This is a genomic window from Sulfuricurvum sp. (genome assembly GCF_028710345.1).
Taxonomy (GTDB): domain Bacteria; phylum Campylobacterota; class Campylobacteria; order Campylobacterales; family Sulfurimonadaceae; genus Sulfuricurvum.
This window is the reverse complement of sequence record NZ_JAQTUH010000002.1, coordinates 212,642-238,596: the sequence shown is the minus strand read 5'-3', so window position 1 is coordinate 238,596 and position 25,955 is coordinate 212,642. Positions and strand designations below refer to the sequence as shown.

26 protein-coding genes are annotated in these 25,955 nt (G+C 39.5%); 15 read left to right on the top strand and 11 right to left on the bottom strand.

Features of this window, described 5'->3' with window-relative positions:
* Positions 1–4: 4 nt before the first annotated feature.
* The 5 genes from PHC76_RS03765 to PHC76_RS03745 form a co-directional block, all read right to left on the bottom strand.
* A complete protein-coding gene (locus PHC76_RS03765) occupies positions 5–2,170 on the bottom strand; it encodes a hypothetical protein (protein WP_299971328.1) in 2,166 nt (721 codons plus the stop codon).
* A gap of 398 nt (positions 2,171–2,568) precedes the next feature.
* Positions 2,569–2,985, bottom strand: a complete 417-nt coding sequence (locus tag PHC76_RS03760) for a hypothetical protein (RefSeq protein WP_299971331.1) — start codon at positions 2,983–2,985, stop codon at positions 2,569–2,571.
* 900 nt (positions 2,986–3,885) lie between these two features.
* Positions 3,886–4,164: a hypothetical protein gene (locus PHC76_RS03755; protein WP_299971334.1), complete on the bottom strand. Its 279-nt coding sequence runs from the start codon at positions 4,162–4,164 to the stop codon at positions 3,886–3,888.
* A 7-nt stretch (positions 4,165–4,171) separates the two neighbouring features.
* A complete protein-coding gene (gene rsmH, locus PHC76_RS03750; RefSeq protein ID WP_300209799.1) occupies positions 4,172–5,092 on the bottom strand; it encodes a 16S rRNA (cytosine(1402)-N(4))-methyltransferase RsmH in 921 nt (306 codons plus the stop codon).
* A gap of 31 nt (positions 5,093–5,123) precedes the next feature.
* Complete coding sequence (locus PHC76_RS03745) at positions 5,124–6,425, bottom strand: adenosylmethionine--8-amino-7-oxononanoate transaminase (protein ID WP_299971340.1); 1,302 nt, start codon at positions 6,423–6,425, stop codon at positions 5,124–5,126.
* 144 nt (positions 6,426–6,569) lie between these two features.
* Between PHC76_RS03745 and PHC76_RS03740 the strand changes: the two genes are divergently transcribed.
* From PHC76_RS03740 to PHC76_RS03710, 7 genes are all read left to right on the top strand, one after another.
* Positions 6,570–7,922, top strand: coding sequence for a peptidylprolyl isomerase (locus tag PHC76_RS03740; protein ID WP_299971343.1), 1,353 nt, complete (start codon positions 6,570–6,572; stop codon positions 7,920–7,922).
* Between the two features lie 2 nt (positions 7,923–7,924).
* Positions 7,925–9,355: a cell division protein FtsA gene (gene ftsA, locus PHC76_RS03735; RefSeq protein WP_299971346.1), complete on the top strand. Its 1,431-nt coding sequence runs from the start codon at positions 7,925–7,927 to the stop codon at positions 9,353–9,355.
* Between the two features lie 18 nt (positions 9,356–9,373).
* A complete protein-coding gene (ftsZ, locus tag PHC76_RS03730) occupies positions 9,374–10,501 on the top strand; it encodes a cell division protein FtsZ (protein WP_299971349.1) in 1,128 nt (375 codons plus the stop codon).
* 11 nt (positions 10,502–10,512) lie between these two features.
* Positions 10,513–10,803: a J domain-containing protein gene (locus PHC76_RS03725; protein ID WP_299971352.1), complete on the top strand. Its 291-nt coding sequence runs from the start codon at positions 10,513–10,515 to the stop codon at positions 10,801–10,803.
* A complete protein-coding gene (locus PHC76_RS03720) occupies positions 10,800–11,480 on the top strand; it encodes an SIMPL domain-containing protein (RefSeq protein WP_299971355.1) in 681 nt (226 codons plus the stop codon). Before PHC76_RS03725 ends, PHC76_RS03720 begins: the two co-directional genes overlap by 4 nt.
* Before the next feature lie 145 nt (positions 11,481–11,625).
* Positions 11,626–11,946, top strand: coding sequence for a hypothetical protein (locus PHC76_RS03715; RefSeq protein ID WP_299971358.1), 321 nt, complete (start codon positions 11,626–11,628; stop codon positions 11,944–11,946).
* Between the two features lie 63 nt (positions 11,947–12,009).
* Positions 12,010–12,336, top strand: a complete 327-nt coding sequence (locus PHC76_RS03710; RefSeq protein ID WP_299971360.1) for a hypothetical protein — start codon at positions 12,010–12,012, stop codon at positions 12,334–12,336.
* A gap of 10 nt (positions 12,337–12,346) precedes the next feature.
* On the opposite strand, the gene PHC76_RS03705 is transcribed toward PHC76_RS03710, so the two are convergent.
* From PHC76_RS03705 to PHC76_RS03680, 6 genes are all read right to left on the bottom strand, one after another.
* Complete coding sequence (locus tag PHC76_RS03705) at positions 12,347–13,099, bottom strand: ABC transporter ATP-binding protein (protein ID WP_299971363.1); 753 nt, start codon at positions 13,097–13,099, stop codon at positions 12,347–12,349.
* Positions 13,096–13,575 (bottom strand): DUF4149 domain-containing protein, encoded by a 480-nt coding sequence (locus tag PHC76_RS03700; RefSeq protein WP_299971366.1) that lies wholly within the window; start codon positions 13,573–13,575, stop codon positions 13,096–13,098. Before PHC76_RS03700 ends, PHC76_RS03705 begins: the two co-directional genes overlap by 4 nt.
* Positions 13,576–13,672: 97 nt before the next feature.
* Positions 13,673–14,497, bottom strand: coding sequence for a peptide chain release factor N(5)-glutamine methyltransferase (gene prmC / locus PHC76_RS03695; RefSeq protein WP_299971369.1), 825 nt, complete (start codon positions 14,495–14,497; stop codon positions 13,673–13,675).
* Entirely contained in the window at positions 14,482–15,729 is a 1,248-nt protein-coding gene (locus tag PHC76_RS03690; RefSeq protein ID WP_299971371.1) for a M48 family metallopeptidase, read from the bottom strand. The genes prmC and PHC76_RS03690 overlap by 16 nt, the downstream gene beginning before the upstream one ends.
* Positions 15,729–15,926: a hypothetical protein gene (locus tag PHC76_RS03685; protein WP_299971374.1), complete on the bottom strand. Its 198-nt coding sequence runs from the start codon at positions 15,924–15,926 to the stop codon at positions 15,729–15,731. Before PHC76_RS03685 ends, PHC76_RS03690 begins: the two co-directional genes overlap by 1 nt.
* 119 nt (positions 15,927–16,045) lie before the next feature.
* Positions 16,046–18,076: a TonB-dependent receptor gene (locus tag PHC76_RS03680; RefSeq protein WP_299971376.1), complete on the bottom strand. Its 2,031-nt coding sequence runs from the start codon at positions 18,074–18,076 to the stop codon at positions 16,046–16,048.
* A 166-nt stretch (positions 18,077–18,242) separates the two neighbouring features.
* Between PHC76_RS03680 and PHC76_RS03675 the strand changes: the two genes are divergently transcribed.
* The 8 genes from PHC76_RS03675 to PHC76_RS03640 all read left to right on the top strand — a co-directional run bounded on the left by PHC76_RS03675 (position 18,243) and on the right by PHC76_RS03640 (position 25,900).
* The gene (locus tag PHC76_RS03675; protein ID WP_299971379.1) at positions 18,243–18,686 is read left to right on the top strand and encodes a PAS domain-containing protein; all 444 of its coding nucleotides are present in this window, start codon (positions 18,243–18,245) and stop codon (positions 18,684–18,686) included.
* A 429-nt stretch (positions 18,687–19,115) separates the two neighbouring features.
* Positions 19,116–19,763, top strand: coding sequence for a BRCT domain-containing protein (locus PHC76_RS03670; protein ID WP_299972900.1), 648 nt, complete (start codon positions 19,116–19,118; stop codon positions 19,761–19,763).
* Positions 19,764–19,772: 9 nt separating this feature from the next.
* The gene (locus PHC76_RS03665; protein ID WP_299972904.1) at positions 19,773–20,036 is read left to right on the top strand and encodes a hypothetical protein; all 264 of its coding nucleotides are present in this window, start codon (positions 19,773–19,775) and stop codon (positions 20,034–20,036) included.
* A gap of 100 nt (positions 20,037–20,136) precedes the next feature.
* Entirely contained in the window at positions 20,137–20,901 is a 765-nt protein-coding gene (locus tag PHC76_RS03660) for a hypothetical protein (RefSeq protein ID WP_299972907.1), read from the top strand.
* Positions 20,902–21,598: 697 nt separating this feature from the next.
* Positions 21,599–22,798: a TolC family protein gene (locus tag PHC76_RS03655; RefSeq protein ID WP_299972910.1), complete on the top strand. Its 1,200-nt coding sequence runs from the start codon at positions 21,599–21,601 to the stop codon at positions 22,796–22,798.
* Positions 22,795–24,009, top strand: a complete 1,215-nt coding sequence (locus PHC76_RS03650) for an efflux RND transporter periplasmic adaptor subunit (RefSeq protein ID WP_299972911.1) — start codon at positions 22,795–22,797, stop codon at positions 24,007–24,009. The genes PHC76_RS03655 and PHC76_RS03650 overlap by 4 nt, the downstream gene beginning before the upstream one ends.
* The gene (locus tag PHC76_RS03645; RefSeq protein ID WP_299972915.1) at positions 24,006–24,692 is read left to right on the top strand and encodes an ABC transporter ATP-binding protein; all 687 of its coding nucleotides are present in this window, start codon (positions 24,006–24,008) and stop codon (positions 24,690–24,692) included. Before PHC76_RS03650 ends, PHC76_RS03645 begins: the two co-directional genes overlap by 4 nt.
* Entirely contained in the window at positions 24,689–25,900 is a 1,212-nt protein-coding gene (locus PHC76_RS03640; protein WP_299972918.1) for an ABC transporter permease, read from the top strand. Before PHC76_RS03645 ends, PHC76_RS03640 begins: the two co-directional genes overlap by 4 nt.
* Positions 25,901–25,955 lie beyond the last annotated feature (55 nt).

Here is a 25,955-nt window from a genome sequence, read left to right as displayed (position 1 = left end):
TTTCCTATACCAAATTTTTTATTTCTAAATACAAAGCTTTTAAATGACTATCTGACATATCCAACAATGGTTCATACATAAATGAGTTTAAATGAATATTCTCAGCAGTCATCAAATTCACTTTATCCAATGATTCAATATTATTTTGTTCTGTCGAGAAATTATTTTTGTAAATATTAAAAAGCTCGAATGTTTGATTACCACTAATGCTATTTACCATACTTGGATTATTGATCTTATCAATCATAAATTGTTCAGCTTTCAATCTTGTTGCAATGGATAAAACTATTTTTTTCTCCAGATTTACTTCTGTATGTGTTGTTTCCGCAGAAATTGTCTCTGCACAATTAAAAACCGTATCAATAACTTTTGTTGAATCTATATTTGATGTGATTGATGGTACAACTCTACCAAAAATTGATGTTAAATCTTGATTAGTAATATTTAAGGTGTTCCCTTTGATATGTAAAAGCTCAGTCAATGTATCATAATCTGTATTTGATGACACCCCATTTGTATATTCTGTTAGATTTCTTACAAAAGGAATTAGCGCAATCAAAAAGTTAGTATCGCTATTAATGTTTTTGATCCAATATTCAAAAGGATTCTTTTGATATTTTTCTTGTACCAAATTGACTTCTACATCTGATTTGATAGTATAAAGTCTATGCTGTCTATCAATACTCAATCTACTTCCGATAGTTCTGAAAAAATCAAAATTATGCGTCAAAATAATCTGATAAAAATTTGGCTCTTGAGCTATATCTTTTAAATACTCAATGATTGCGTACTTGTTTTTATAATCAAAGGAGTCTGCAATATCATCTATTACAAAGACTGTCTCTTGAGTTAGTTTTTTCCGTGCTTGTATTTCAAAAACAATATTTAAAAGATATAAAGCTCTTTTTTCTCCTTGACTTAAGACTTTTAGCAACTCATCTTTTTCAATATGCTTTTCATCACCTGAATCTGTAAATACGAATTTTAAAGACGGTGCACTTGTTTTTAAAATAACATCATCTTGATTTTCTATTTCTAATCTAAATGGTACTCCTCTAAACCGCTCATTGAACTCTTTTGTTGCTTTTTCCCAGTCAGTTTTTGTACTCACTGCCTCTCGAATTATCATTTCCAATTCTTCTTTTCTTGTATTGTACAAGTCCCATAAAGTTGCAACATCGTTGTATAAATTTGAAAAATATGTCAGCCAAACTTTTTGTTTAAAAGCATCATAATTTTTTAATTCGATAATCAATGCATTGTTTTTTTCCAAAGCTATTTTGAAATTTCTTAATTCAGTATTTTTTCCTATTGCTTGATCGATTTTTTCAAATGCTTTTTTTAGCTTTGAATCATTCAAAATTTTTTGTATTTCATCATTTACAAGTTTTTCAAACTCATTTACTGAACTTATCTTTGTTGCATCGTTAAGTTCTATTGAATGTCCAGCATCAAAGAATGAATTGTCTTTTACCGAATTAATGATTTCATTTGCTTGGTATGTTCCAAATGTATTTGTAGATTTTTTGAAGAACGTTGACTCGGACAATAAACTTTCATATTGTTTTATATACTCATCAAGAGAATCAATATTGTTATCTAAAAACTTTTTGACATTCCCCTTTTTATCGAATACATCGTTATATTTAAATTCATAATCTATTGTCATATCTTCTGCAAGTTTTGGCTTGATTTTGATTAGTAAGTCAAAAAAAGTTTCTTTATGATTTTCTTGAAAAGTATCAATAAATTCTGATTCACAATCTGAGCTTTGCGATACAGTTTTTAATTTTTTGATAAACTCTTTCTGAGCAGTTTCTAAATCTTTATATATCGCATCATATCTATCTTTTAATTCTTTTTTCACTACCAATGTTGATAATTTATCTGAACTGTAATTAGGATTGTATGGTTCGATTACAAAAATATTCTGAGATAATAAATCCGTACCATTTTCATCTTGAATTGTTCTAATAGGCAATCGTTCTGGAAAAATCAAGTCTTTTGAATCTTTACTTTCTGAAAAGTCAAACATTGTTTTTGCAAATGATGTTTTCATTGTTCCATTGGGAGCATAGATGGAATATATTTTTTTACTTGAAAAATCAAAGTCATATAATAATTTTTTAATACCATAGCAATTTTCAAAGTGAATCTTTACTTTTTGCATTATTTACCCTTTCCACTATTCTTCAAATCAAAAGCATCATACTGTTTCATTATCTAAAACCTATACATTGATTTTTTGTTTTTTTAGATTATAGCGGAAAAGAGGGAGGGAGGAAAGAGCTGGATTCCCGATTAAGTCGGGAATGACGAAAGATATTCCGTTACCCTTCGACAAAACAAGGGTACCGCTCGCGGAGCGATGTTTCCTTGAGCTCAGGGCGAACGGTGAATCGAAAAATGAAACATCTGCGGACTCTGTCTATATTTTTGTAACGTTTTATTACTAATATGCTATAATTTTACCGATACCAAAAGGAAGACGCGGTGAATCTCTCGGCCGTACCGCCTTTAATTAGGAACGGGTCTTAGAAGGGGATGAGAGTCCTTCGCCTTTTGGCTTCACAAACTTCCAAAAATCAAAATAGCTTTTTTCTTTTCCACTTTTTTCTTCAACCGTTTCAAATCCAAATCGCTTGTTTTTCTAAACGACGTTAAAAAAACCGTCTCTCCTGATGCCGTTGCTTTGAGAGCAAAATAGTATTTTTCCTCTTCGATATGGACAACACCTACCGTTTTTTCGCCGTCTTGGACAACAACATGATGATTCATTACAATGTTTGAGAGCTTCTTGTAATCAACAATATCCAAATCTCCGTGATGGTTTAGATTTTTGATCAAACTAACTTCGCTAACCACCGCATAGGAGACTTTGGCATTGATGGTATCGATAATGATTTTATCAATCATACCGATAATAAAATGACCGTCATCATCTTTTGGCAATGTATGAAAAAAATGGATGATTTCTGTATTCATCGATTCACGATTTTATGGCTCAATATCAAAACTTATACATTGATTTTTTGTTTTTTTAGATTATAGCGGAAAAGAGGGAGGGAAGAAAGAGCTGGATTCCCGATCAAATCGGGAATGACGTAAGATATTCCGTTACCCTTCGACAAGTCATAGGGGTCTGGCGTAAAATGTTAATTCGTCCCAGTTTTTTTGGATATATGAAGCATAAAAGTGCCGAATACCTTCAATCCATTGGGCTACTGTCACGAGGTCAAAGGAGAAAAACAGTTAGGGACAATCCCGCGAGAGTAAAAAAGAGAAGAGGATAGTCCGAGGGGTGATTAATCCCTCGTTTTTGATTAATGCAGAGCAGGTGCAAGCACCATCAACACCAAAAATACTATCCATAGGCGTAACAACAATTAAATAGCCCTCCGTTTGAGAAATGCTACCCACATCCACCCTACCTGCCAAAAAATTGGCAAAAAAAAAGGCGAGGTATTTCTACCTCGCCACATTTTTCTATCCGTTAATCAGACGGAAAGAGGACTATCATTGCTGTACAAGAAATTATACCGTAAATTTTAGTAACCACAAAATATGCCGATTTTCATCTCACGGCTGATTCGTTCTAGTATTCTTGCTTGTCCCGTACTAAAATACAATTTACAAAAGCATAAACATAAAAGTGCCGGACACTTTTTTACCTTTTTTCTAAGCGTTTAATATCCTTCTATCCTCTTTTTCCTCGTGAAGCGATATTTCCTTGAGCTTAGTGCAAATGAGAAAAATAAGTTCCAAAAAGAGATAAATTTCATATCGATTGTGTTATAATTTCTTTTGCAAGTACAGCTTTTCTATTGATTTGATGGAGTGGCAGTGGTCGAGGGATTAATTACCCCTCGACCTTTTTTTTCCTACTTAAAACAACGTATCAAGTATTTTATTTTTGTAGACCATCTGTTCTACTTTGGCGCGGATAATACGATTCTCTTCTTTTAGAGCATCATGTTCACGGCTGAGTGTTGAAATTTCGCGGCTTTTAAAATAGATTTGTGTCTGGATAAAAATTTTGGGGAATGCCACCATCAAGATTAAAAATATTCCCATCCCCACATTTATCAAAAATCGTAATCCCATTGATTCATCAGGGACGATAATCGATTGTGTCTCTGCTAAGATATCGTGTTTATCACTCATTACAAACCTATCTATTTATCTCAAAAACTCTCAATTTTGCACTTCGACTGCGTGAGTTCGCACGGAGTTCATCCTCTTGGGCTGTTAGCGGTTTTTTGGTAATCACTTTACCGATAGAGTGATTGTTTCCGCACGTACACCGCATCGCATCATCAGGACAAATACAATTTTTTGCCCATTGAGTAAAACGCTGTTTGACGATTCTATCTTCCAAAGAGTGAAACGTAATAATCCCGACACGCAACTGTTTGAGGGATGATTGCTCAATCGCATCCAATAACCGTGTTAGTTCCCCCAACTCATCATTGACCTCTATCCGAATCGCTTGCATCACTAACGTGCTTGGATGGATTTTTTTTCCCTTGGGCATGAGATGAAAAATCGCATTAGAGAGCTCTTTTGCTGACTCAAAGGGGCGTTTTTTCACCATCGTCTCAGCAACCGCACGTGCGTTAGTCACTTCACCATAATCACGTAATATTTTCTCTAATTCACTCTGAGAATAGGTGTTCACTACCTCATGAGCACTAAGAGTTGCATTGGGGTCCATCCGCATATCCAAACAATCACTCTCATACGAAAACCCCCGTTCTCGAATGTCTAATTGCAAAGAGGATACCCCTATATCGGCTAAAATTCCGCAAACTTGACCGTTTTTTTCACTCAAAATAGTTTTGGCAACGGCAGAAAAACGCCCTTGACGTATCTCGATACGCTCCCCATACGATTCTAACCGTCGAGTCGAAAATGCAATAGCTGTTGGGTCTTGATCAATCCCGATAACGTTGCGTTGAGAAGAAGCTTCGAGTAAAAGAGAGGTATGCCCTCCATACCCCAAAGTACAATCGATTACAATCCCTTTTTCACAAGATTTATACGCTTCGACGACTTCACGATACAAGACGGGGATATGGGGGGTATTTTCCAACAAAAAGCCTTTATATTTTTACTTGAGATTATTATACAATGTAGGTGTTTAAAGCCGACTCAATCGCGTCAAAAACGGTTACCAATTCACTCTCGCTGATTACATACGGCGGCATCACATAAATCACATTTCCCAAAGGTCGTATCAATACCCCTAATGCTAAACAATGGCGATGGATTTTTACACCAATCCGTTCACTCGGATCAATACCACCCAATTCGATAGCCGCAATCATACCGCATTGGCGGATCTCTTTGACGCCGGAGAAATTTTCAAACCGACCAAGTTCTCGCCCCATAACCGCAGATAAATGACGGTTTGATTCAATAACGTTGTTCTGTTCAAAAATATCGAGTGTTGCGTTGGCAGCGGCACAAGCGAGTGCATTTCCGGTATAACTGTGTGAGTGCAAAAAGGTACGATAAGGGTCATATTCACAATAAAACTGTTGATAAATATCCTCCGTAGTAAGGACAACAGATAAAGGGAGATATCCACCTGTAAGCCCTTTGGAGAGGATTAAAAAATCGGGGGTTATGTTTGCTTGTTCGCACGCGAACAGTGTCCCCGTCCGTCCAAATCCCACCATAATTTCATCGGCAATAAAATGGACACCGTAGGCTTTGCATAACTCTTTTGCACGACTCAAAAAGTGAGGATGATACATCACCATCCCCCCTGCCCCCTGCACCAACGGCTCGACAATGAGAGCGGCTATCTCATCTGCTCTCTTTTGCAAAAGAGCTTCAAAAGCTTCAATCGCCTCTAATGCCGCCTCTTGGGATTGATTTTTAGGGACGGGAGTTTGGATAGAGCGGATTAATAACGGCTCATAGGTCTCTTTATAAAGGGCAACATCCCCGACCGAAAGTGCCCCCAACGTTTCACCGTGATAGCTGTTGGAGAGAGAGACGAATAACGCCTTGTTAGTTCCCCTATTTCGATGGCTATGATAAGACATTTTTAGTGCTACTTCTATCGCACTAGAGCCATTATCTGCATAAAAACATCGACTCAAACCTACAGGTGCCAGTGTCACTAAACGCTCTGAGAGACGAACAATAGGCTCATGAGTAAATCCTGCTAAAATGACGTGTTCTAACGACTCTAACTGCTCTTTCATTTTGGTGTTAATGTACTCGTTTCGATGACCGAAAAGATTAACCCACCAACTGCTGATTGCATCAATATATTGGTTCCCCTCAAAATCCTCTAATATCACCCCATATCCCCGTGAAATCGGTATAATCGGAAATGACTCGTGATCTTTCATTTGGGTACACGGATGCCACAACACATCCATATCGCGTTGTGAAATGATACTATTGTCCATTTTTCTTCCTAATCTTTATCATTTTTTACCATAAATCGACTAACATCTGTTATTCTTCTATTATTTTCATAGAAGTTTAATGCTAAACGCACTAGAATATCCTAATTTTACACCATAATTTACATATTGAAGGTTCACACACATATGATTACTTGGATGCAACGCCACCGAAAATATCTCGTCATAACAATTTGGATTTCAACCATTGCCTTTATCGGTGCCGGTTTTGTAGGATGGGGACAATACGATTACGGCGATAAAGCAGGAGCAGTTGCTAAAGTAGGAAACATCTCTATCACTCAACAAGAGCTTCAAAAAAGTTACACCAATCTCTTTAATCAGTACAATCAACTTTTTCAAGGAAAACTTGACGAAGCTAAAGCAAAACAATTTGGGCTTCAACGACAAGCACTTAAAAATTTGGTTGATCAAGCACTCATTTTAAATCTCGCACAAAGCTATAACGTTCAAATCAATGATGAAGAACTACTCAAACTCATAAAATCACAAAACGTTTTTACCAAAAACGGGCAATTTAATAAACAGAGCTATGAAGAGGTTCTAAAACAAAATCATATGAGTATTAAAGAGTATGAAATTGCTATGCGTCGCGAACTGCTCATCCAAAAAACCCTCTATCTTTTTGCCCCTGCAACAGCACCATTAGAAAAAGAGTCACTTGGGTATGCTATGGGAGTTTCTGATAAAGTAGAATACAAACTTCTCACCCCTAATTCTGTAATCGTTACAGCCGACGAAGCGGCACTCAAAGCATATTGGGAAAAAAACAAAAACAACTTCAAAAATCCTGCTAATTTTGAGCTCTCGGTAGCCCATCCGAAAATTGATCCAACCCTCAAAGATGAAGATGCGGAAAAAGAGGCTCTGCGCCGTTATATCGATTTTAAAAAAGGTTCATTAGATCCTTCTGTAACAGTTGAAAAAATGAAAATCGCTTCTGATTCAACACTCTTCTCTCCTGAACTGCTCAAAGAGATAGAAGGGTTAAATAACGACAAACCATATCTGAAACCTCGTAAAGTGAACAATCAATACGTGATTATTAAACTTGAAAAGAAAAATCCTTCTTCTCCAAAAACATATGAAGAAGCTAAAAACGAAGCTAACATAGCCTATAGTGCAGAGATGAAAAAAGGGAAGTTACAAGAGTTAGCGCAAAACAGTTATAAAACATTTAGTGGAACGGTTAGTGACTTTATCACCCGTAAGCAAACTGCCCCACTATCGGGATTGTCAGCGGAAGAATCCTCTGAATTTATTAACAAATTGTTTGAGTCCAAACAAAAACAAGGGTTTTCAACGCTTAAGAGTGGAAATGTTATACTTTATAACGTTTTGGAACAAAAGTTGCTTCAAGATGGAACAGTAGCTGATGATAACGCCGTTATGAAGCTAAAAGGAAATTTACTTAATCAAAAACTGCTCAAATCACTTGAGAGTAAATATCCAGTTAAAATCTATGTAGAGGGGATCTGATTTTGAAACGAACGGTTTTAGCCATCGACATCGGTTCGACGAAAGTCTGTGCCATCATCGCCGAAATAGATAAAGATAATAACGCTCACATCATCGGAGCTGGTATTGCCAAAGCACAAGGTCTTCGCAAAGGGAGTATCACCAATATTGAGTTGGCATCCAAATCAATTAAAAATGCCCTCGAAGATGCTAAACGTGTTGCCGGAACCGATCTCAAAAGTGCTATTGTCTCTATCTCTGGTGCCTATACAAAAAGTTTAAATTCTAGCGGTATTGTCAATATCCCTGAAAAAGAGATTACCATTAAAGAGATTAGTCGCGTTATGCATACCTCTTTATACAACGCAAATATCCCTAATGAGTTTGAAGTCTTACATGCCCTCCCTTACAACTTTAAAGTGGACGATCAAGATTTTATCGAAGATCCATTGGGGATGAATGCCGCACGACTGGAAGTTGAAACCCACATTATCACTACCGTCAAAAGTAATCTACATAACTTGCGCAAAGCGGTAAAAGCTGCCGGAGTTGAAGTAGATGGAGTTGTACTTAGTGGTTATGCTTCTGCTATCGCCGTTTTGAATCAAGATGAAAGAGAACTTGGTGCGGCTGTAGTCGATATGGGTGGTAACACGAGCAATATCGTTATCCACGCAGGACATGCACTCCGTTATAATGATTTCCTCGGTGTCGGTTCTAACCACATCACCAATGATCTCTCGATGGCATTACATACACCATTGCAAACCGCTGATAATGTTAAAATGAACTACGGTTCTCTCTATACACCGAGTAACGATCTTATTGAGCTTCCGGTTATCGGTGATGAAAATGCCACCCATGAAGTCTCCTTAGAAGTAGTACATAACGTTATTTATGCCCGTGTCGAAGAGACCTTGATGATTATCGCTCAGTCCATCGAAAAAAGCGGCTTAAAAGAGCATATGGGTGCAGGAGTTGTTTTAACCGGAGGATTTACAAAAATCGAAGGATTACGAGAGCTAGCAGTGGCTATTCTTGATAATATGCCGGTTCGTTTAGCGCGGCCATCTGACATGGGTGGATTATTTGATACTCTACGTGATCCTTCCTATTCCGGTGCTGTAGGATTAATTAAATATGCAGCAGGTCACTATACACGCTATGAGATTGATGTCAACAAACGTATGCGTTATTCCGGAGAAGAGCCATTACCGTATAATGCCCCACAAATTGAAGAGGAAATAGAGTATTCGATCCCCTCTTATGCGGCACCGACACCACCACCTAAAAATGTCACACCAGATCCAACACATAAAAGTGCACCAAAAGAGGAGAGTAAAGTAAAAGCTGAACCATCCACAATGGTCAATATCGGAAACAGTACCAATCGTCAAAACGAAGAGCCCAATCCTATCGCCAAGTTTTGGAATTGGGCAACTCAATTATTTTAATCACACCAAGGAGCAAATATGGAACCATTATTTTCAATTAACGAATCATCATCATTAACAGGAGCACGGATCGTTGCAGTCGGTGTCGGCGGCGGCGGCGGTAACATGATCGGTTATATGCTCAAAGAGCAAATCCCTGGAATCGAACTTATCATTGCCAATACGGATGCTCAAGTACTTGAACAAGGTTCTGCTGCAATCAAAATCCAATTGGGTGCTAAACTCACCAAAGGGTTGGGTGCAGGGATGAAACCTGAAGTGGGTAAAGAGTCTGCATTAGAGAGTTATGAAGATTTACGTCGTGTTCTTGAAGGTGCCGATATCGTTTTCGTAGCTGCAGGACTTGGTGGGGGAACCGGTACAGGTGCAGCGCCGATTATTGCAAAAATTGCAAAAGAGATAGGTGCATTAACCATCGCTGTAGTTACTAAACCGTTTGCTTTTGAAGGTCGTAAGCGTCTTAAGCTCGCTGAAGAGGGGCTCGAAGAACTTAAAAACGAATCCGATTCTATTGTTGTTATCCCTAACGACAAACTCCTCTCTATTATTGATCCAAAACTCGGAATCAAAGAGAGCTTTAAAATCGTTGATAGCGTACTTGCTCGCGCTGTTAGCGGTACATCGGGTGTGATTTTAGCAAGCGGTGAAGATGATATTAACCTTGACTTTGCCGACTTACAAACTGTTATGAGTCATCGTGGTTTGGCGCTTATGGGTGTGGGCGAATACCAAGGTGATAATGCAGCTTATGAAGCGATTAAAAATGCAATCGAATCTCCGTTGCTCGACAATATGTCTATTAATGGTGCATTAGGAGTTTTGGTTCACTTCAATATGCACCCTGAATTCCCATTTATGGAGATCAGTTCAGCAATGGATGTAGTACAAAAAAGTGTTGATGACAGTGCTGAAGTTATTTTTGGAACAACTACCGATAAAGATCTTCCACTTGATTTTATCCGTATCACTTTAGTAGCAACAGGGTTTGAGAAAAAAGCGACTCAAGGGATCAATAACAGTGAGTTTGAAAACAAAGAGATAGCAGTTAAACCTCGTGTTGTTGTACGTCCTGCAATGGTCGCCAATGGTGACTACAGTGAAGATTTTCTTGATGTCCCAACATTTATGCGTCAACAAAAAGATTAATCCCCCTATAAATGCTCTCATTTGATAAGCTCATAAAGGCCAAAACGCTCCTTGGCCTGAGTGATAAAGCTACCCTCTCCGAAATTAAAACCCGCTATAAATCTATGATGCAGCAATGGCATCCCGATAAGCACCTAGAAGACCCTGATACTGCACATGCTATGAGTACACAAATCAATGAAGCCTATGCCATAATCCTCGAATATTGCTCATCCTATGAGTATAATTTCGAAGAAGAGTTTTTGCAAACCAAAACTCTCACTCCACAAGAGTGGTGGACAAAAAAATTTGGAGGTCGATGATGAATAAAGTTTATCTGTTTACACTATTACCAATCCTCGTTAGTGCACAAATGCAAATTACTGCCCAAGAATCAGTATCTCAAACACTCAAACCAGATGTACTAAGAGCTCAACTGAGCTTTGAAGAACACTCTAAAAAAAGTGATGAGATAAAATACCATCTCAATAGTATCGTCTCCGAAGTCAAAAAATTTGATTCTAAAGGGAAAATGTGTCGTGGTGGTGGATATAATCTCTCCCCTTATTACAACTATAAAGATCAAAAACAAGAGTTTGGTGGCTATAACGCCTATCTCAATTTTACTTGCGAATTTGAAACCATAGAGCAGTACAATACATTAAATAGTGCATTAGACAAAGTACTTGCATCTCAAAGTAAACGCTCTTTAGGAGCACTTTCTTGGGGCGTCAGTGATAAAATTCACGAACAAACACAACAAAATCTTCGCTCAGCGATGATTTCAAAAACAATAACTCAAGCAACCGATTTTTCCAAATCAACGGGCATGAAATGTGAAGTTAATACAATTAACTTTGGAGGTTATGTACAACCTATCCCCATGCGAGTTAATAAAAGTATGATGCTGATGGAAATGGCATCCGCTCCAACAGAGAGTCCTATCGAAAATGATGAAGAGAACAAACTCGAAGCAACTGTTACCTACATCTGTCAATAATACTTCACAATTTACCTCCTAGATTCTGTATGCAATACAGGATCAAATAAGATCAATTATTAAAAAAAATAATATATAATATTTTATATCTATTTTAGGAATTTTTGTACTATAATAATGGCATAATTTTCAATAGGATACAACAATGGACAATATATTAAAGAGTGCTCAAGAACAGTTTCGTGAGGTTCAATCCCTCTTAATTCAGCCAAGCGCCAATAACGATTATTTTACTCAGCTCAGTATCGCTACGGAAGAGGCTTATTTTGTCATGAACTCAGGGATGTGTAATACAGCAGAGTGTGAACACTGCATGCAACATCGAGATTTTATCCGTTCGGTGATGGATGTTTTGGGTGAACTCGAAATCGATAGTGCTAAAGCAGAGAAGTATACGACTATCTTAAAAGAGTATGCAGCGCGTGTTAATTTGATTTTGGAACGTATCGCAATATTTTTATCATAACGACCAATAAAATCCTATCGGTCTATAAGGCTGTGGGAAAAAACAATTTAATTAGGATTTACAATGAAAAATATGCTTCATAAAGCTCAAGAGCAGTTTCGTGACATACAAGTTTTACTCAATCTACCTCAATCTTCACAGGAATACTATACCAATCTCAGCATCGCAACGGAAGAAGCCTATTTTACAATGAATTCTGAAATGTGCATGCATGCAGATGTATTTGAAAACTGTTTAGACCATCGTAATTTTATCCGTTCCATGATGGATGTGTTAGGTGAGTTGGAGGAAGATAGCTCAACGGAAGTAAAATATAAATCTCAGTTATCAGAGTTTTCAGAACATGTTAATACTATCCTAGAGCGTATCTCTATCGCATTAGCAGCATAAATTTCCGCGACTAATGAAACGCTATCGGTCCATTGGATCGTGCGTGGATAAATTGCTGTACCACTTCATTCGGTGAGTTTTTAAAATCGTGTTTATTACCCGCTTCGACGATAACTCCCTCAAAAAGCATCGCGTAGTTGTCCCCTGCTTTGAAACTCTCAGCAATATCATGACTAATCAGTACGGAGGTCATACCGATCTCATCGCGAAGTCGGCAAATCATTTGGGTGATAAAATCACTCGTCACAGGATCAAGCCCTGAGGTGGGTTCATCGTACAAAATCACTTCAGGTTCAAGTGCAAGCGTACGAGCTAGCCCTACCCGTTTACGCATCCCCCCACTCAACTCTTCAGGATAGAGAGACTTAACAATTTTAGGTTCCAATCCAACCATGGAGAGTTTTTCATCAATTCTGTAATCTAACTCTTTTGGGGTCAGTTTTTGGTGTTCAACCATCGGAAACGCAACGTTATCGCGAATATTCATACTATCAAAGAGCGCCCCGCTTTGGAACAAAAAACCGATTTTTTTACGGAACTCCCGTAACGTCACTTCATCCGCATTATCAAGACGTGTTCCGTTATAGGTAATCGTTCCACTATCGGGTTTGAGTAATCCTACCATGTGTTTAATAATCGTCGATTTTCCCCCGCCGGATACCCCAAAAATAACCGTCGTTTTCCCTTTTTCAATCTCTAGGTTTACCCCACGAAGAATTTGCCGTTTTCCAAATGTTTTTGTTACCCCTTCAAAACGAATCATCTCTTCACCGCCAACAGATAAGCTCTTCTTCCAAACAGAAGTACCAACATTAATAAGAGAATTTTAAAATCGATTTCACTCGCTTTGTGCAACGCTTCGAAGCTCTCATCAATTGCTGCCTCTCCTCGTGATTGATACTCTAGTATTTTCGGGACATACACACCACTAAAAAGGAGCAACGTAGAGATTGCACCCATGGCACTTAAAATAGAAACTTTATCAATCTGCATCACTTTGTATCGGCTCACTTCATATACCACAATAACCGCTGCCATAAAGTACGCCCAATAACTGAAGCGTCGAAAAATTTCCCCCATAATTTTCCCCTCTTCATAGCGAGAGAGTAACGGGACACTCAAAAATAACTCTGAGTGAAAGACAACGGCGGCAACAAATACTCCAAGCACGAGAACAGCCCCTGCGGTCATAGCGATTAATAAAAGATAGGCAACATCAATAAGTGATTTTTTTTGCATTATTTTCCTTTCATACGCTAAGGGAATAAAATCCCCTTAGCTACGTTAACACTGTGTTATCTTCGGCAGAGAGCCCACGAACATTGTGCTTTTATAATCATACTCTTAAAATAAATCCTCGATCCAACGAGGCGTAATCGGTATAAAATTCCAAAGATTGTACCGCAAAATTTTTAAGATACTCTTGCACTTTTAACCGTTGATCATATCCCATCTCACACACGAAAAGGGGAATTTGACGTTCATAAACCTCATCCAATAATCTTTGGATAATTTCATCACCGACACTTCCTCCGAAAAGGGCATTTTGTGGCTCATATGAGAGGTTAGACTCCAATACTACATCATCGGCGATATAAGGGGGGTTAGAGACTAAAATATCGATAGGGTCATCGACACATGAGAGTAAATCCCCCTCACGAAGCTCTATCCGATGTGCAAGCTCAAACATCTCTATATTACGTCGTGCTACTGATAAAGCGCGAGGGGAGATATCAACGGCGATAAAACGGGCATTTGGGAGGTGAAGGGCTAAGAGTATCGAGATAATACCGCTACCGACTCCTACTTCTACAATAGTTTGTGAACTCTCTTTAGAGACACGCGCTAACACTTCATCAATCAAATGTTCGGTCTCAGGACGTGGAATCAATGCCCCCTCGTCGATGTAAAATTCACGGGAGTAAAAACTAACACAATTACTCAAATATTCGAGGGGGACATTTTCAGAGCGTTTCGCTATCCATTCGAGAAGTCTGGGTTCATTCTCATCGATCAGCTCATCACCATGAGTGATAAAATAGAGCTGATCTTTTCCCAAATACGCCATCAGGAGAAGTTCCGCTTCACGACGGGGAGATTCAACAACATCCCTCAACGCCTCAGTAATAGCGTTGTGAAGCTCGTTTAGTCTAACGGACATGGGTCGGCATATCCCTCTGCCATATCGACACGAATATCGGCACCCAATGCACGAAGGCGGTCAATCACCGGAGGATGGGTGGTATGGAAAAAGCGATAGAGCGGATGAGAGAGAGGAAAGCTTTTGTTTTCGCTCACCAATTTTTTGAGCGCATTCACCAAATGTTCCGCACCGCCGAGTTCTGAGCCCATACGGTCTGCTTCGTATTCATTATGACGGCTCATCATCCCCATAAGCGGCATAATGGCAAAACTCACCATCGGCAGCAACAAAATAAACACCATCATAATCACCTGAGGCGATTGGGAAACTCCCAATTCGAGGTAAAGAGATGAGGGGAGATTTCCAAACAGTGCAAACATCCCAAAGAGCATTGCCCCTACCATCACGATATTTTTATACAAATCACCGTGAGCGAAATGACCCAATTCATGCCCTAATACGGCAATCAGTTCAGAGGGGGAGAGTTTTTCGATTAACGTATCAAACAAAACGACCCGTTTAGATTTTCCTAATCCACCGAAATAAGCATTGAGTCGGGCATCCCGTTTACTCGCATCACTCACAAATACTCCACTGCTCACGAACCCTGTTTTAGCCATTAACTCTTCGATTTTCTCACGTAATTCACCGTTTTCCAAAGGGGTTACTTTATCAAAGAAGAGGGCTCGGATGGTGGGGAAAAACATGTTTAATACAATTACAATAGCAAAAATAAAACCAAAACTCCATAACCACCACAATACACTCGAAGTGATAATCATCGATACACCCCAAATAATCAATCCACCAATGATTACTGTCAATACCGTACTAATGAGGGTATCTTTGATAAATTGTTTCGTAGTTGAGCGGTTAAATCCGTATTTTGCATCAATTTTAAATTTAGAGATCCATCCAAAAGGGAGCATAACAAGAGAATTAATCAATAACATACCTAATACTGCCGCAATCGATTGAACAGTCGTACTTTGCTCTATCAAAGCCGAATTAACCCAATAGATTAGCCCCATCATCCATACTAAAAAGAGGAGATATTCGACTATCCCCTCTAGCATCCCAAGCTTCTCTTTGGCAACGGCATAATTGGCGGCATCACGATACGCACCCTCATCCATTAATACCGCACCTTTGAGCTTTATTTGATTAATATAACCAATCTGCATAATACTTACATACGCCCTAATAATACTATAGAGGGTATAGAGCCCTATCAGTGTTGCAACTACCATTATTTCATCGGTACTTTATTGATAGCGTCAGCAGTAGGAAGAGCGTCGTGGGCATCACCGAAATAAAGTTTTGCCCCTGCCAACAGTGCTCCGATGAATAATCCAATGATGATTACACTCCAAACAATCCGTTTTTTTGATCCCTTTAAGGTATCGTAGTCTTCGATAGAACTCAATGTCGGTTCATTATCTTTCATAATTCAACTCCTCATAATGTTTTAAATGATGTATAGTAGCTATCATATCCTACATACGGTTAATAGATAAAAGCTATATTGACGTTTTAAGTTTGAATATTATTTTATTTAAACGTCAATTACCAGCGTCCATCAAGGGTGACAAGAAAATGAAACCGAGAATTTTCAGAATCAATTTGGGTATCACTGTACCCTTTTGTCGTAGTTACAATCGATTCTTGGGTAATGTTTTTGAGGTTTAACCCCAATTTATAAGTAGGACTAAGCCGTTTTGTCGCATACAGATCAAGTGTTCCGTACCCCGCCTGTGATGTAGACACACCGTTTTCATCAGTAGGATCATCGTATCCGCTGACATAGCGATACGCCGTACCGTAGGTCAAACGGTACTCTTTGAGGGTGTGATCGATCCCGACATTGTAGAGGTAATCGTTTGTCCCTTTGATAGTACGTTTCACCCCATTGCTCACCAGTGATGAGTCTTGAACCGTCGCATTTCCAAAAATTCCCAAACCGCTTACATAACGATCAAGCGATTTTTTGAGTTCCAATTCCAAACTCCACAGTTTTCCCTCACCTGAGTTATAAGGGCGTTGAATATATCGATTGGTTCCTGTATTGGTATTAAATTCATAGGTTGTCATTTTTTCGATCTTGTCACTAATATTACGATAAAAACCTCCGATACTCATAATCCCTTTGTCGTCAAAAAAGTGTTCATAACGGACCTCGTAACTAAGTGCCCTCTCCTCTTTGAGGTTTGGATTTCCAGTAATATCGGGATGGTTTAGGTCATTTTGATCGAGTGAATTGTCGAATGAGCCGGAAAGTTCATCCAACCGAGGTAATTTCACTGTTTTTGCTATACTTGCACGCAAATTATCGTTTTCACTCAGTTTATACAGGACGTGAAGAGAAGGAGCAACATAGCCGACATTGACCGTTTGATCAAATTGTCGAACTGATCGTTCAAAACGAATTCCCGGAGTAATAATCGTTTTATCTCCGAGTGTTATTTCATCTTGAACGTACCACGCACCTTTATCTTCACGCAGACGCTGATGATTGTCCGAACTCACACTACCGGCTGTATAATTCACGACATCATCACGCTGATGAAGTTGCTTCACTTCAGCTCCCGTTTTGATAAAATGCTCATTCAACGCTAACGAGTAACTCCCCTCGGCTCCGAGGACACGAAATAACCCTTCATCATTTTGTTGACGTTTTGTTATCCCATTATCACTGTGAGTAATCCCGTCTGAATCGTTTTGATGGTATTTGATCTTCCATTCGACAAGCTCAGTACCGGAGAGATTATGGGAACCTGAAAGCTTCGTCCAAAGCATCAGGGCATCTCCTTCATCGTTTTGCTCAACTCTCTGATTTACACCACCGTATCGGTTTTTAAGACTATTTTTAGTGTAATCACTTCGATTGAAGGCGCCGTCAAACATATATTTATCGCTCGATGAGGGGGTATAGATGAGTTTCGTATTCACACTGAGAGAACGAAATCGTCCATCGGTATCGCTATTTTCATCATACGTGTTGGTATGGGTTGAGGAAGTATCTTCTTGGGAATTATCCGCTACAGTTGTATTAAAAAGATAGGAGAGTTTGCCACTTTTTCCCTCTCGCTGCGCAAACATTGAAGCCATCGGCTCACCGCTATAAGCTCCGGCAGTGAGTTTTGCAACCGTTTTTCCTTCTGATGCGGGTTTTTTCAGGACGATATTTACGATTCCTCCCATCGATTCGGCGGTGTATTCAGCTGAACCATTGGTCATCACTTCGACACGTTCAATCATATCAGGACTGATCTGTTCCAGTGGATTACCTCGCTTCGTCGAAGATACCTCTTCACCGTCGATTAATACCGTCGTATACCCTTTGCCCGGAGCACCTTTTTTTCCCTTACCATCACTGATCGTCACGCCAGGAGTCCGTTTGAGCATCTCCAGCGCATTCATATCGCCGTATTGGCTCAATTCTTCACCTTTGATAATACGCTTTGCTATTGAGTTCTCTTTGCGTTCTTCAATGACACTATAACTCTCTTCTACCGATATTTTATCGAGAGAGAGTATCTCCTCTGCACACGCAAGAGAAAGGGTACACGAGAGTAATATAAGGGGACGGTAAGGCACAATTTTCCTTGGAGATGTGAAATATATTATCGTTATTATACAGCGTTAATAATGACAGTTTTATTGCAATCATTACTTAATTTTTCTATTTGTGATACCAAATGGTAATAAATAATAATATAAAATTCTATTTATTATTTAATTTTACACATTCAAAGGGTCGCTAATGTCTAAACCTATCCCTCACAATGGAGAAGTAAAATTCGAAGGCGGTAACATGATTACCGAAACGGATCTGCATGGAAGAATTACCTATGTTAACCGTTTATTTATCCAAATGACAGGCTATACAAAAGAAGAATTAATAGGAAAACCACACTCTATCATACGTCATCCGGATATGCCAAAACGTTGTTTTGACAGTATGTGGAATTGCATCCAACAAGGGTTTCCGTGGGAAGGTTACGTCAAAAATCTTCGTAAAGACGGTGCATTTTATTGGGTTGTTGTAACCGTTACACCGAAATACGATACTAACGGTACCCTCTGTGGATATATCGCAGTACGAAAACCACCTGCAAAAGTATCATTAGCAGAAGTACAAGAAAAATATCAACAAATGCTTCATTCTGAAATGTGTGAAGAGTTGTCTATCCAACAAGCTAGTTAACTATTTCCTCGTTCTCTCTCTGCTCGAACACCGTTTTAAATATCAGAAGTAGGACTGGGTCTGCCCCCTTGTGTATTAGTCCCGCAATGTGGCGAGGCTAAAGCCTCACTTCCAAATTTTACCCCTTAATTCAGCCTGTCCTAGTTTTTCCAGATATTGTTATTTTTAAAAGTGAAGATTGAATACATGACCCCTATTTTTGATCCCTCCACTTTGTAATTGAGTAAATTATATCCCAAAATCTATAAAGAGTGTTACAACACGGAAGAAGTTTGTCTTACTATTCAAAAGTGAAGATTGAATAGCTGACCTCTATTTCGCTATTTCCATTCCAAAATATCAAGCATATTGTAAATGTTATTTAAAGGATGAGATGTATACTATATGTTAGAATTTATGTAAATTTACTATTAATTTGGAGGTATTTGCTTGAATGATAAAAAGATTATTCCCCATAAGGAAACTGGTCAACCTATCGTCGCTACTATCAGCTCGGCAAGAATTGCAGAACGGAATATAGATGAATTAATAGGTTTATGTAAAGGTATGATTGCTGATGGTTCTATTGTCCAGGCAGAGGCAGATTTTTTACTTCATTGGATGGAAGCAAACCAAAACGCGGCACATCAATGGCCGGCAAATATTTTATACTCACGCGTTAAGGAATATCTTGCCGATGGTGTTTTAGATGAAACAGAAAAAGAAGAACTTTTTACACTTTTAAAACAGATTACAGGCGGTGAAAATGTAGCCGATACGGTTCAAAGTATGGCATCTAATCTGCCACTAGATACCCCTCCACCTGATATTGAATTCGAAAACCGCATTTTTTGTCTTACTGGGACATTTACCGTAGGTTCACGTGACAATGTAACCAAACTTATCGAGAGTAAAGGGGGAAAATGTGTAAAAGCTCCTACCCAAAAAACGGACTATCTTATCATAGGCATTATCGGTAGTAGAGATTGGATACACTCAACACACGGCAGAAAAATTGAGATGGCGATGGAGTTAAGGAATACAAGTGATGTTTCTATCCGTATTATTTCGGAAGAGCATTGGATTAAATTTATTTAAGGAAAAATAATGAAAGTAACAACAACTATAGAATATTATGAACATGGCGGTGCATTAGTAACTAGTGATGAAGTCGAGTTCATGCCTTTTATTGGGCAAATCATTGAAAATAAATCTTTAAAAGATAACTCTTGTACAGGTGTTTTTTATATTGCAGCTATTGATACATTTAAAGATACAAAATCAAGTTATCAATGCACAGCAAAAGCTTGGGAAAAGGATAATAGCAGGGATGATTCTGTTATTGAAGCCGTAAATGCTTACTATAAGTAATTAAGCTTTTATAGAAGTGTATTCCTCTACTTTTGTGATTTTTTAGTTATTTACGCTAAAATTTTCTTCAAAATAGTTATGGAAATTGAGGAGATATATAGTGGAAGTATTATTAATTGGTCTTAGTATAGGTTTTGTTCTTTTGATGGTTGTAGGTGTCCTTGGGCTTATCAAGCCCAGTCTAGTAAAGCAACAAACACGAACTAAAGTATTTCTCACTTATATTATTCCTGCTTTTGTAATTTTCATTGCAATTGGAATTATGGCACCCAAGAACACTCCTGCCAATATCGACAATCAGAATATACCTGATAGCATCGATTATAAAATTATTGAGGATGAATCTAAACGGGATATTAAACGCACTGTTGAAGTTCTTCTTCCAGAGCGTGTTGATGAGTCCACGCTAAAGGTTTTAGCTGAAAAAATTTATAAAGACGGATTTGAGCGAACCTTTATTGGATATAGGATTAAAGGAGAAGAGCATGGTGCTTATTGGGCAACTAGCAATTACGATCCTGATTTAGAAATTTCATTTTTAGGTTCAGAAAAAGCGGCTCATAACGACTTAAAAAAAACCGAACTTCAAGTGGATGGTGAACTTATAGGTAAATGGTTAGTAAACTGGGGATATGAGTACAAAGCTACCATTTACAAGAAAGGTAATCAAGTTATGATGAAAACTTTATTTTCTGATGGTAGTGGCGGAGATGTTAAGCTGTCAAGCAATGAAATCAACGGTCAAATTCGATACTATGATGAAGGCGGAAAAGAAAGAGGTGAATATTATATTATTGCCTCTAATGGCGATCTCCAATTTTGGAGTAAAAATGGGAATTATTATACTGCCCCAAAGGGATTTTAAAGAAAGTAATTATGTATTAAATCTTCACTTTTTTAAGATTAAATTACAAAAATGGGACTGGATTCCGTATCAAGTACGGAATGACGGAGTTTTGTCATCCTGAACTTGATTCAGGATCTCAGATTGCGGATCGAGTCCGCAATGACGGAAAAAAAATAAAGGGGTCATGTATTCAATCTTCACTTTTTTCTCTGCTTCCATTCGTTCTGATTGAAAATTCCTAAAATTACGATATTTACGCAACCATATCGATAAAATCGTCCATCTCATCCCAAAAAGCTTGATCAAGTGGAGCCGTTTTCATATTTCCCGATTTGTATTCTTCAATCCGTTTTTGGACTTCATCGGCATACCACGGTGTTGTGGCTTCTTCGATTTGGACTGCTTCTTTTGGGAGGGTTAGGCGATGACTTGATCGGTGAAACTGTCGTTGATCGTAATTATCATTACATCCCTCTTGATAATTTAATGCAATATTGTACTACTCTAATAAGCAAAATCGGCTAAAAATTGAAAGAGAGCTAGATTCCGTATCAAGTACGGAATGACGGAAAGATAATTCTGCTTCCTTTCGACAAGCTCAGGATGAACGGAAAAGGAAAAGTTATTTTTTTGTTAAATTAGTTTTACAAATAACATTAATATTCTATTTACATAATTTACTTAATTGTTACCAAAAAAAGAATACACTAATGATATGAAACCACAATACTTAACAGTAATATCACTATTTTTACTTGCAAATCTTTGGGGTCAAGAAGATACACTTTCGCCTCAAAAACGCTCCTTGATTCAACATCAGCAAGAGATTATCGATGCTGAAAACGAAAAACTCCGTACCAACTGGATATCTCCTATCAATCTTATGGGAAGTTATACGTATGATAAAAGTGCTAGCGGAAGTTATCACTCGGATACGGAAAATTTTTCCGCTTCGCTCTCTCAAGATATTTTTCGCTCCGGTGGAATCACCTATCAAATAGAGTATGCAGATGCAAAAAAGAGGGGAGATTCTATCCTCCTCAACCAACAAATAGCCTCTTTAAATGCCCAGATTTTCAGTTCGTTGTTATCGTATAAAAAAACTGCCCTACAATGCGAGCAAAGCAAAGCACGACTTGCCAATAAAGAGATTGAAATCTTTATCAAACGCCAACTTTATGAAGCGGGTAAATCGGATATTACCGAACTCAACAATGCCCTTATGGATAAAAGTAACGAGCAGAAAAACTACGTTCTCCTCACCTATACCCTCGCCGATTACCGATATGAAATAGCTAAAATCAGTGATATAAATCCCGATACGTTTCCCCTCCCGATATTTAAACTCATCGATAAAGAGGATTATTTGAAATCTGAGTGGAATATTCAAGCCGCCTACGCACAAAACGAAACGTTAGAGAACCTCTATGAAGTGACCAAAAGCAACTATCTCCCCAAAATCTCGCTCAATGCCGATGCTGGGTATCGAGACTATAATCCGCGAGAGCTTTCAGGTGGGTATTCCGGAAACTTTTACAGCGGGGGAATCAGCATGAGTATTCCCATTACCTATAATCGTTCCGCAACCATTCAACAATCCAAAGCAACCGCGATGGAGCAAACTGCCCTCATCCAAGACAAACGTCGGGAACTGGATGCCTCCTACAACCAAACGCTGGAGAGACTCAAAAATTACCGCTCCTATATCGAGATTATTTCTAAAAATCTTACCCTCTACGATGAGTTAATCGGGGCAACCAAAGCAGGTGTTGATGCCGGAGTCAAAACAGGCTATGATTTCCAAACACTCAAAAATACAAAATCGATTGAAGAGATTGAGATTAAAATAAATGAGATTAATATCCAAATCGAACTTTCTAAACTCCATTTTTCTATGAACAAGGAATCCAAATGAATCCATCCCCAAACACCATAGAGCAAACCCTCGGACTGGGGACACCCAAACAATCCCGCATAAAAAAGTATCTCTTTATCGGCATAGTTATAGCACTTATCGCCCTAGCATTATGGTGGTGGAAAACTCACTCCGATACACAAACTATCCGCTACCAAACAACCTCTGCACAGGTTAAAACACTCACCACTACCGTATCGGCAACAGGGAATTTAGAGCCGACCAACACTATCGACGTGGGGATTGAAGTATCAGGTACTATCACTGATGTTCTCGTCGATTATAACGACCATGTCAAAGCGGGTCAGCTGATGGCACGTTTGGATACCACCAAACTGAGTTCAAAAGTGACCAGTTCCAAAGCGGCACTCGCACGATATACTGCTAACATTGCCTCGGCAAAAGCCTCTCTCTCCAATGCTCACAACGAATGGGAAAGGGTCCATAAAATGTACACCTCTACAGGAGGAAACTACCCTGCAAAACAAGTGCTCGATGAGGCAGACAATGCCCTACTCTCAGCAAAAGCGTCTCTCGATGCCGCTACCGCACAATCAGCACAATCGCACGCGGAACTCCAAGCAGATGAAGATAATCTCCGAAAAGCTATCGTCGTCTCCCCCATCGATGGGATAGTATTGGAGCGTAAAATCGAACCGGGACAGACGGTAGTTGCCGCGATGCAAACCCCTATCTTGTTCAAAATGGCTAAGAGCCTAAATACCATGCAAGTGATTGTCAGCGTCGATGAAGCCGATATCGGAGAGGTACGAGAAAAGCAAAAAGTGACCTTTACTGTCGATGCCTATCCCAACCAAACGTTTTATGGTGTGATTACTCAACTCCGTCTCAACTCTCAAATCGTCAATGGTGTAGTGACCTACAATGCACTCGTCGAAGTCCCAAATGATGATTTACGCCTCCGTCCTGGAATGACGGCAACTGCCCAAATCATCACCGGTGTTTTACCAAACGTCCTCACCGTCTCAAATGCCGCCCTCCGTTTCACCCCTCCAAAAGATAAAAAAACACCCGAAAAAGCAGATCAAGATAAGAAGAAATCTGGAGCATCCGTATGGGTTTTACGTAACAATAAACCTCAAAAAATCGACGTTATTGCCGGAAAAAGCGATGGGATATCAACCGCCATTACAAGCCCATTACTTCAACAAAACGATAAAATCATCATCGGTGTAGAAGAGCACTTATGATGAAACCGCTCATCCAATTTCACAATGTCAGCAAATCCTACGGTATGGGAGAGGCAACCGCGTATGCCCTGCGAGGAGTTGATTTTGAGATATATACCGGTGAATTTGTCGCCATTATGGGTCCCAGCGGATCGGGTAAATCGACGGCTATGAATATCATCGGGTGTTTGGATATCCCAAGCGGCGGGGAGTATATCTTCGAGGGGGTCGATGTAGGAACACTCAGCCGTGACCAACGGGCACTCCTCCGACGCAACTACATCGGATTCGTTTTTCAAGGGTTCAATCTACTGGGGAAAACGACAGCCATCGAAAATGTCGAACTCCCCCTCCTCTATCGGGGAGTTCCTGCCGATATTCGCCGATTAAAAGCACTCGAAGCACTCAAAAGTGTCGGGCTTGAGGATGTTGCCGACCATACCCCCTCAGAACTTTCAGGTGGACAGCAACAACGGGTCGCTATCGCTCGCGCCATTGTCACCGATCCGCTTCTCCTAGTCGCTGATGAGCCGACCGGTAATCTCGACAGTGCCAAAAGTGTCGAAGTGATGGAATTACTCCAATCGTTTAATCGTGACAAAGGGATAACCATCATCATGGTCACCCACGAGGATGATATGGCATCCTTTACTTCCCGAACTATCCACTTTCGTGATGGAGTGATTGATAAGGCTCACCTATGATTTGGAATGCTTTTCTTTTAGCACTTCGGGAGATTCGACGCAGTGCCATGCGCTCTATTCTCACGACGCTTGGGATTGTTATCGGCGTTGCTTCAGTTATTGCGATGGTGATGCTCGGCGATGCTACCACAGCCTATGTTTCCAACAGTATCTCCAAACTGGGAACCAACATGCTGATCCTCCGCCCAGGGCAAGATCGCAAAGGACCGCGCAGTGAAGATACTACCGCGAAACGTTTCAGCCATGAAGACCTCCAAGCAATCCACCGTGAAATTTCAGATATACGAGGAGCTGCTCCGATAGGCTCCAAAGGGGTTCAAGCAGTTTACGGGAACAAAAACTACTCCACCAGTATCGATGGAAGCGATAACGACTATTTTACCGTCAAAGATTGGGTATTTGCTTCTGGTCGGATGTTTGCACCCGCAGAACTCCAAGGGGGAAAAGCGGTCTGTATTATCGGAGAAACAGTTCATAAAGAGCTTTTTGGAGATCAAGATCCACTGGGGGCATCTGTTCGTTTAGGGACTTTTTCGTGTCAAGTAATCGGATTACTCGAATCCAAAGGTGCTTCAATGTTCGGGATGGATCAAGATGACATTATCGTCGTCCCATTGCGTCTCTTGCAACGGCGTGTGAGCGGTAATCAAGATATCTCCATGATTCTCGTCTCCGCCTCCTCACCTGCCGTGATCGAAAATGTCAAATCTTCCCTCACTGCCCTTTTCGAAGAACGCCGCCGTATCAAGACAGGAGAAGAGAACGATTTTAGCGTTCGAGATATGCGGGAGATGGTACAAACCCTCACCTCGACCACCAAAATGCTCACCCTCCTCCTCGGTGCCGTTGCTACCATCAGCCTCCTAGTCGGAGGAATCGGTATTATGAATATCATGTTGGTATCGGTGACAGAGCGGACACGAGAAATCGGTATTCGCCTCGCCATTGGTGCGCTGGAGAACGAAGTATTATTGCAGTTTTTGGTTGAAGCGATTGTCCTCTCCTCTCTAGGAGGGGTTATCGGCGTTGTACTCGGTCTGGGATTTGGTATCGGAATCAGTATAGCATTTGATCTGCCACTGGTTTTTAACACCTCGATTGTCCTCATCGCCTTTTTATTTTCCACACTAGTAGGGGTAGTTTTCGGCTACTTTCCTGCTCGAAAAGCGGCACATCTCAATCCTATCGATGCCCTCAGACACGAATAAGATTACAGTAAAAGAGGATTTAGACGATACTGCTATAAAGAGGTTAGAAGGAGTA

Bases quoted from the DNA above. Each gene is read 5' to 3' on its own strand.
- PHC76_RS03675 (WP_299971379.1), top strand. From the start codon at position 18,243: ATGTCTAAACCTATCCCTCACAATGGAGAAGTAAAATTCGAAGGCGGT.
- ftsZ (WP_299971349.1), top strand. From the start codon at position 9,374: ATGGAACCATTATTTTCAATTAACGAATCATCATCATTAACAGGAGCA.
- PHC76_RS03640 (WP_299972918.1), top strand. From the start codon at position 24,689: ATGATTTGGAATGCTTTTCTTTTAGCACTTCGGGAGATTCGACGCAGT.
- PHC76_RS03710 (WP_299971360.1), top strand. From the start codon at position 12,010: ATGAAAAATATGCTTCATAAAGCTCAAGAGCAGTTTCGTGACATACAA.
- PHC76_RS03650 (WP_299972911.1), top strand. From the start codon at position 22,795: ATGAATCCATCCCCAAACACCATAGAGCAAACCCTCGGACTGGGGACA.
- PHC76_RS03745 (WP_299971340.1), bottom strand. From the start codon at position 6,425: ATGGACAATAGTATCATTTCACAACGCGATATGGATGTGTTGTGGCAT.
- prmC (WP_299971369.1), bottom strand. From the start codon at position 14,497: ATGTCCGTTAGACTAAACGAGCTTCACAACGCTATTACTGAGGCGTTG.
- PHC76_RS03760 (WP_299971331.1), bottom strand. From the start codon at position 2,985: ATGAATACAGAAATCATCCATTTTTTTCATACATTGCCAAAAGATGAT.
- PHC76_RS03765 (WP_299971328.1), bottom strand. From the start codon at position 2,170: ATGCAAAAAGTAAAGATTCACTTTGAAAATTGCTATGGTATTAAAAAA.
- PHC76_RS03705 (WP_299971363.1), bottom strand. From the start codon at position 13,099: ATGATTCGTTTTGAAGGGGTAACAAAAACATTTGGAAAACGGCAAATT.
- PHC76_RS03740 (WP_299971343.1), top strand. From the start codon at position 6,570: ATGATTACTTGGATGCAACGCCACCGAAAATATCTCGTCATAACAATT.
- PHC76_RS03700 (WP_299971366.1), bottom strand. From the start codon at position 13,575: ATGCAAAAAAAATCACTTATTGATGTTGCCTATCTTTTATTAATCGCT.
- PHC76_RS03755 (WP_299971334.1), bottom strand. From the start codon at position 4,164: ATGAGTGATAAACACGATATCTTAGCAGAGACACAATCGATTATCGTC.
- PHC76_RS03690 (WP_299971371.1), bottom strand. From the start codon at position 15,729: ATGGTAGTTGCAACACTGATAGGGCTCTATACCCTCTATAGTATTATT.
- PHC76_RS03685 (WP_299971374.1), bottom strand. From the start codon at position 15,926: ATGAAAGATAATGAACCGACATTGAGTTCTATCGAAGACTACGATACC.
- PHC76_RS03655 (WP_299972910.1), top strand. From the start codon at position 21,599: ATGAAACCACAATACTTAACAGTAATATCACTATTTTTACTTGCAAAT.
- PHC76_RS03715 (WP_299971358.1), top strand. From the start codon at position 11,626: ATGGACAATATATTAAAGAGTGCTCAAGAACAGTTTCGTGAGGTTCAA.
- PHC76_RS03665 (WP_299972904.1), top strand. From the start codon at position 19,773: ATGAAAGTAACAACAACTATAGAATATTATGAACATGGCGGTGCATTA.
- PHC76_RS03725 (WP_299971352.1), top strand. From the start codon at position 10,513: ATGCTCTCATTTGATAAGCTCATAAAGGCCAAAACGCTCCTTGGCCTG.
- PHC76_RS03720 (WP_299971355.1), top strand. From the start codon at position 10,800: ATGATGAATAAAGTTTATCTGTTTACACTATTACCAATCCTCGTTAGT.
- PHC76_RS03645 (WP_299972915.1), top strand. From the start codon at position 24,006: ATGATGAAACCGCTCATCCAATTTCACAATGTCAGCAAATCCTACGGT.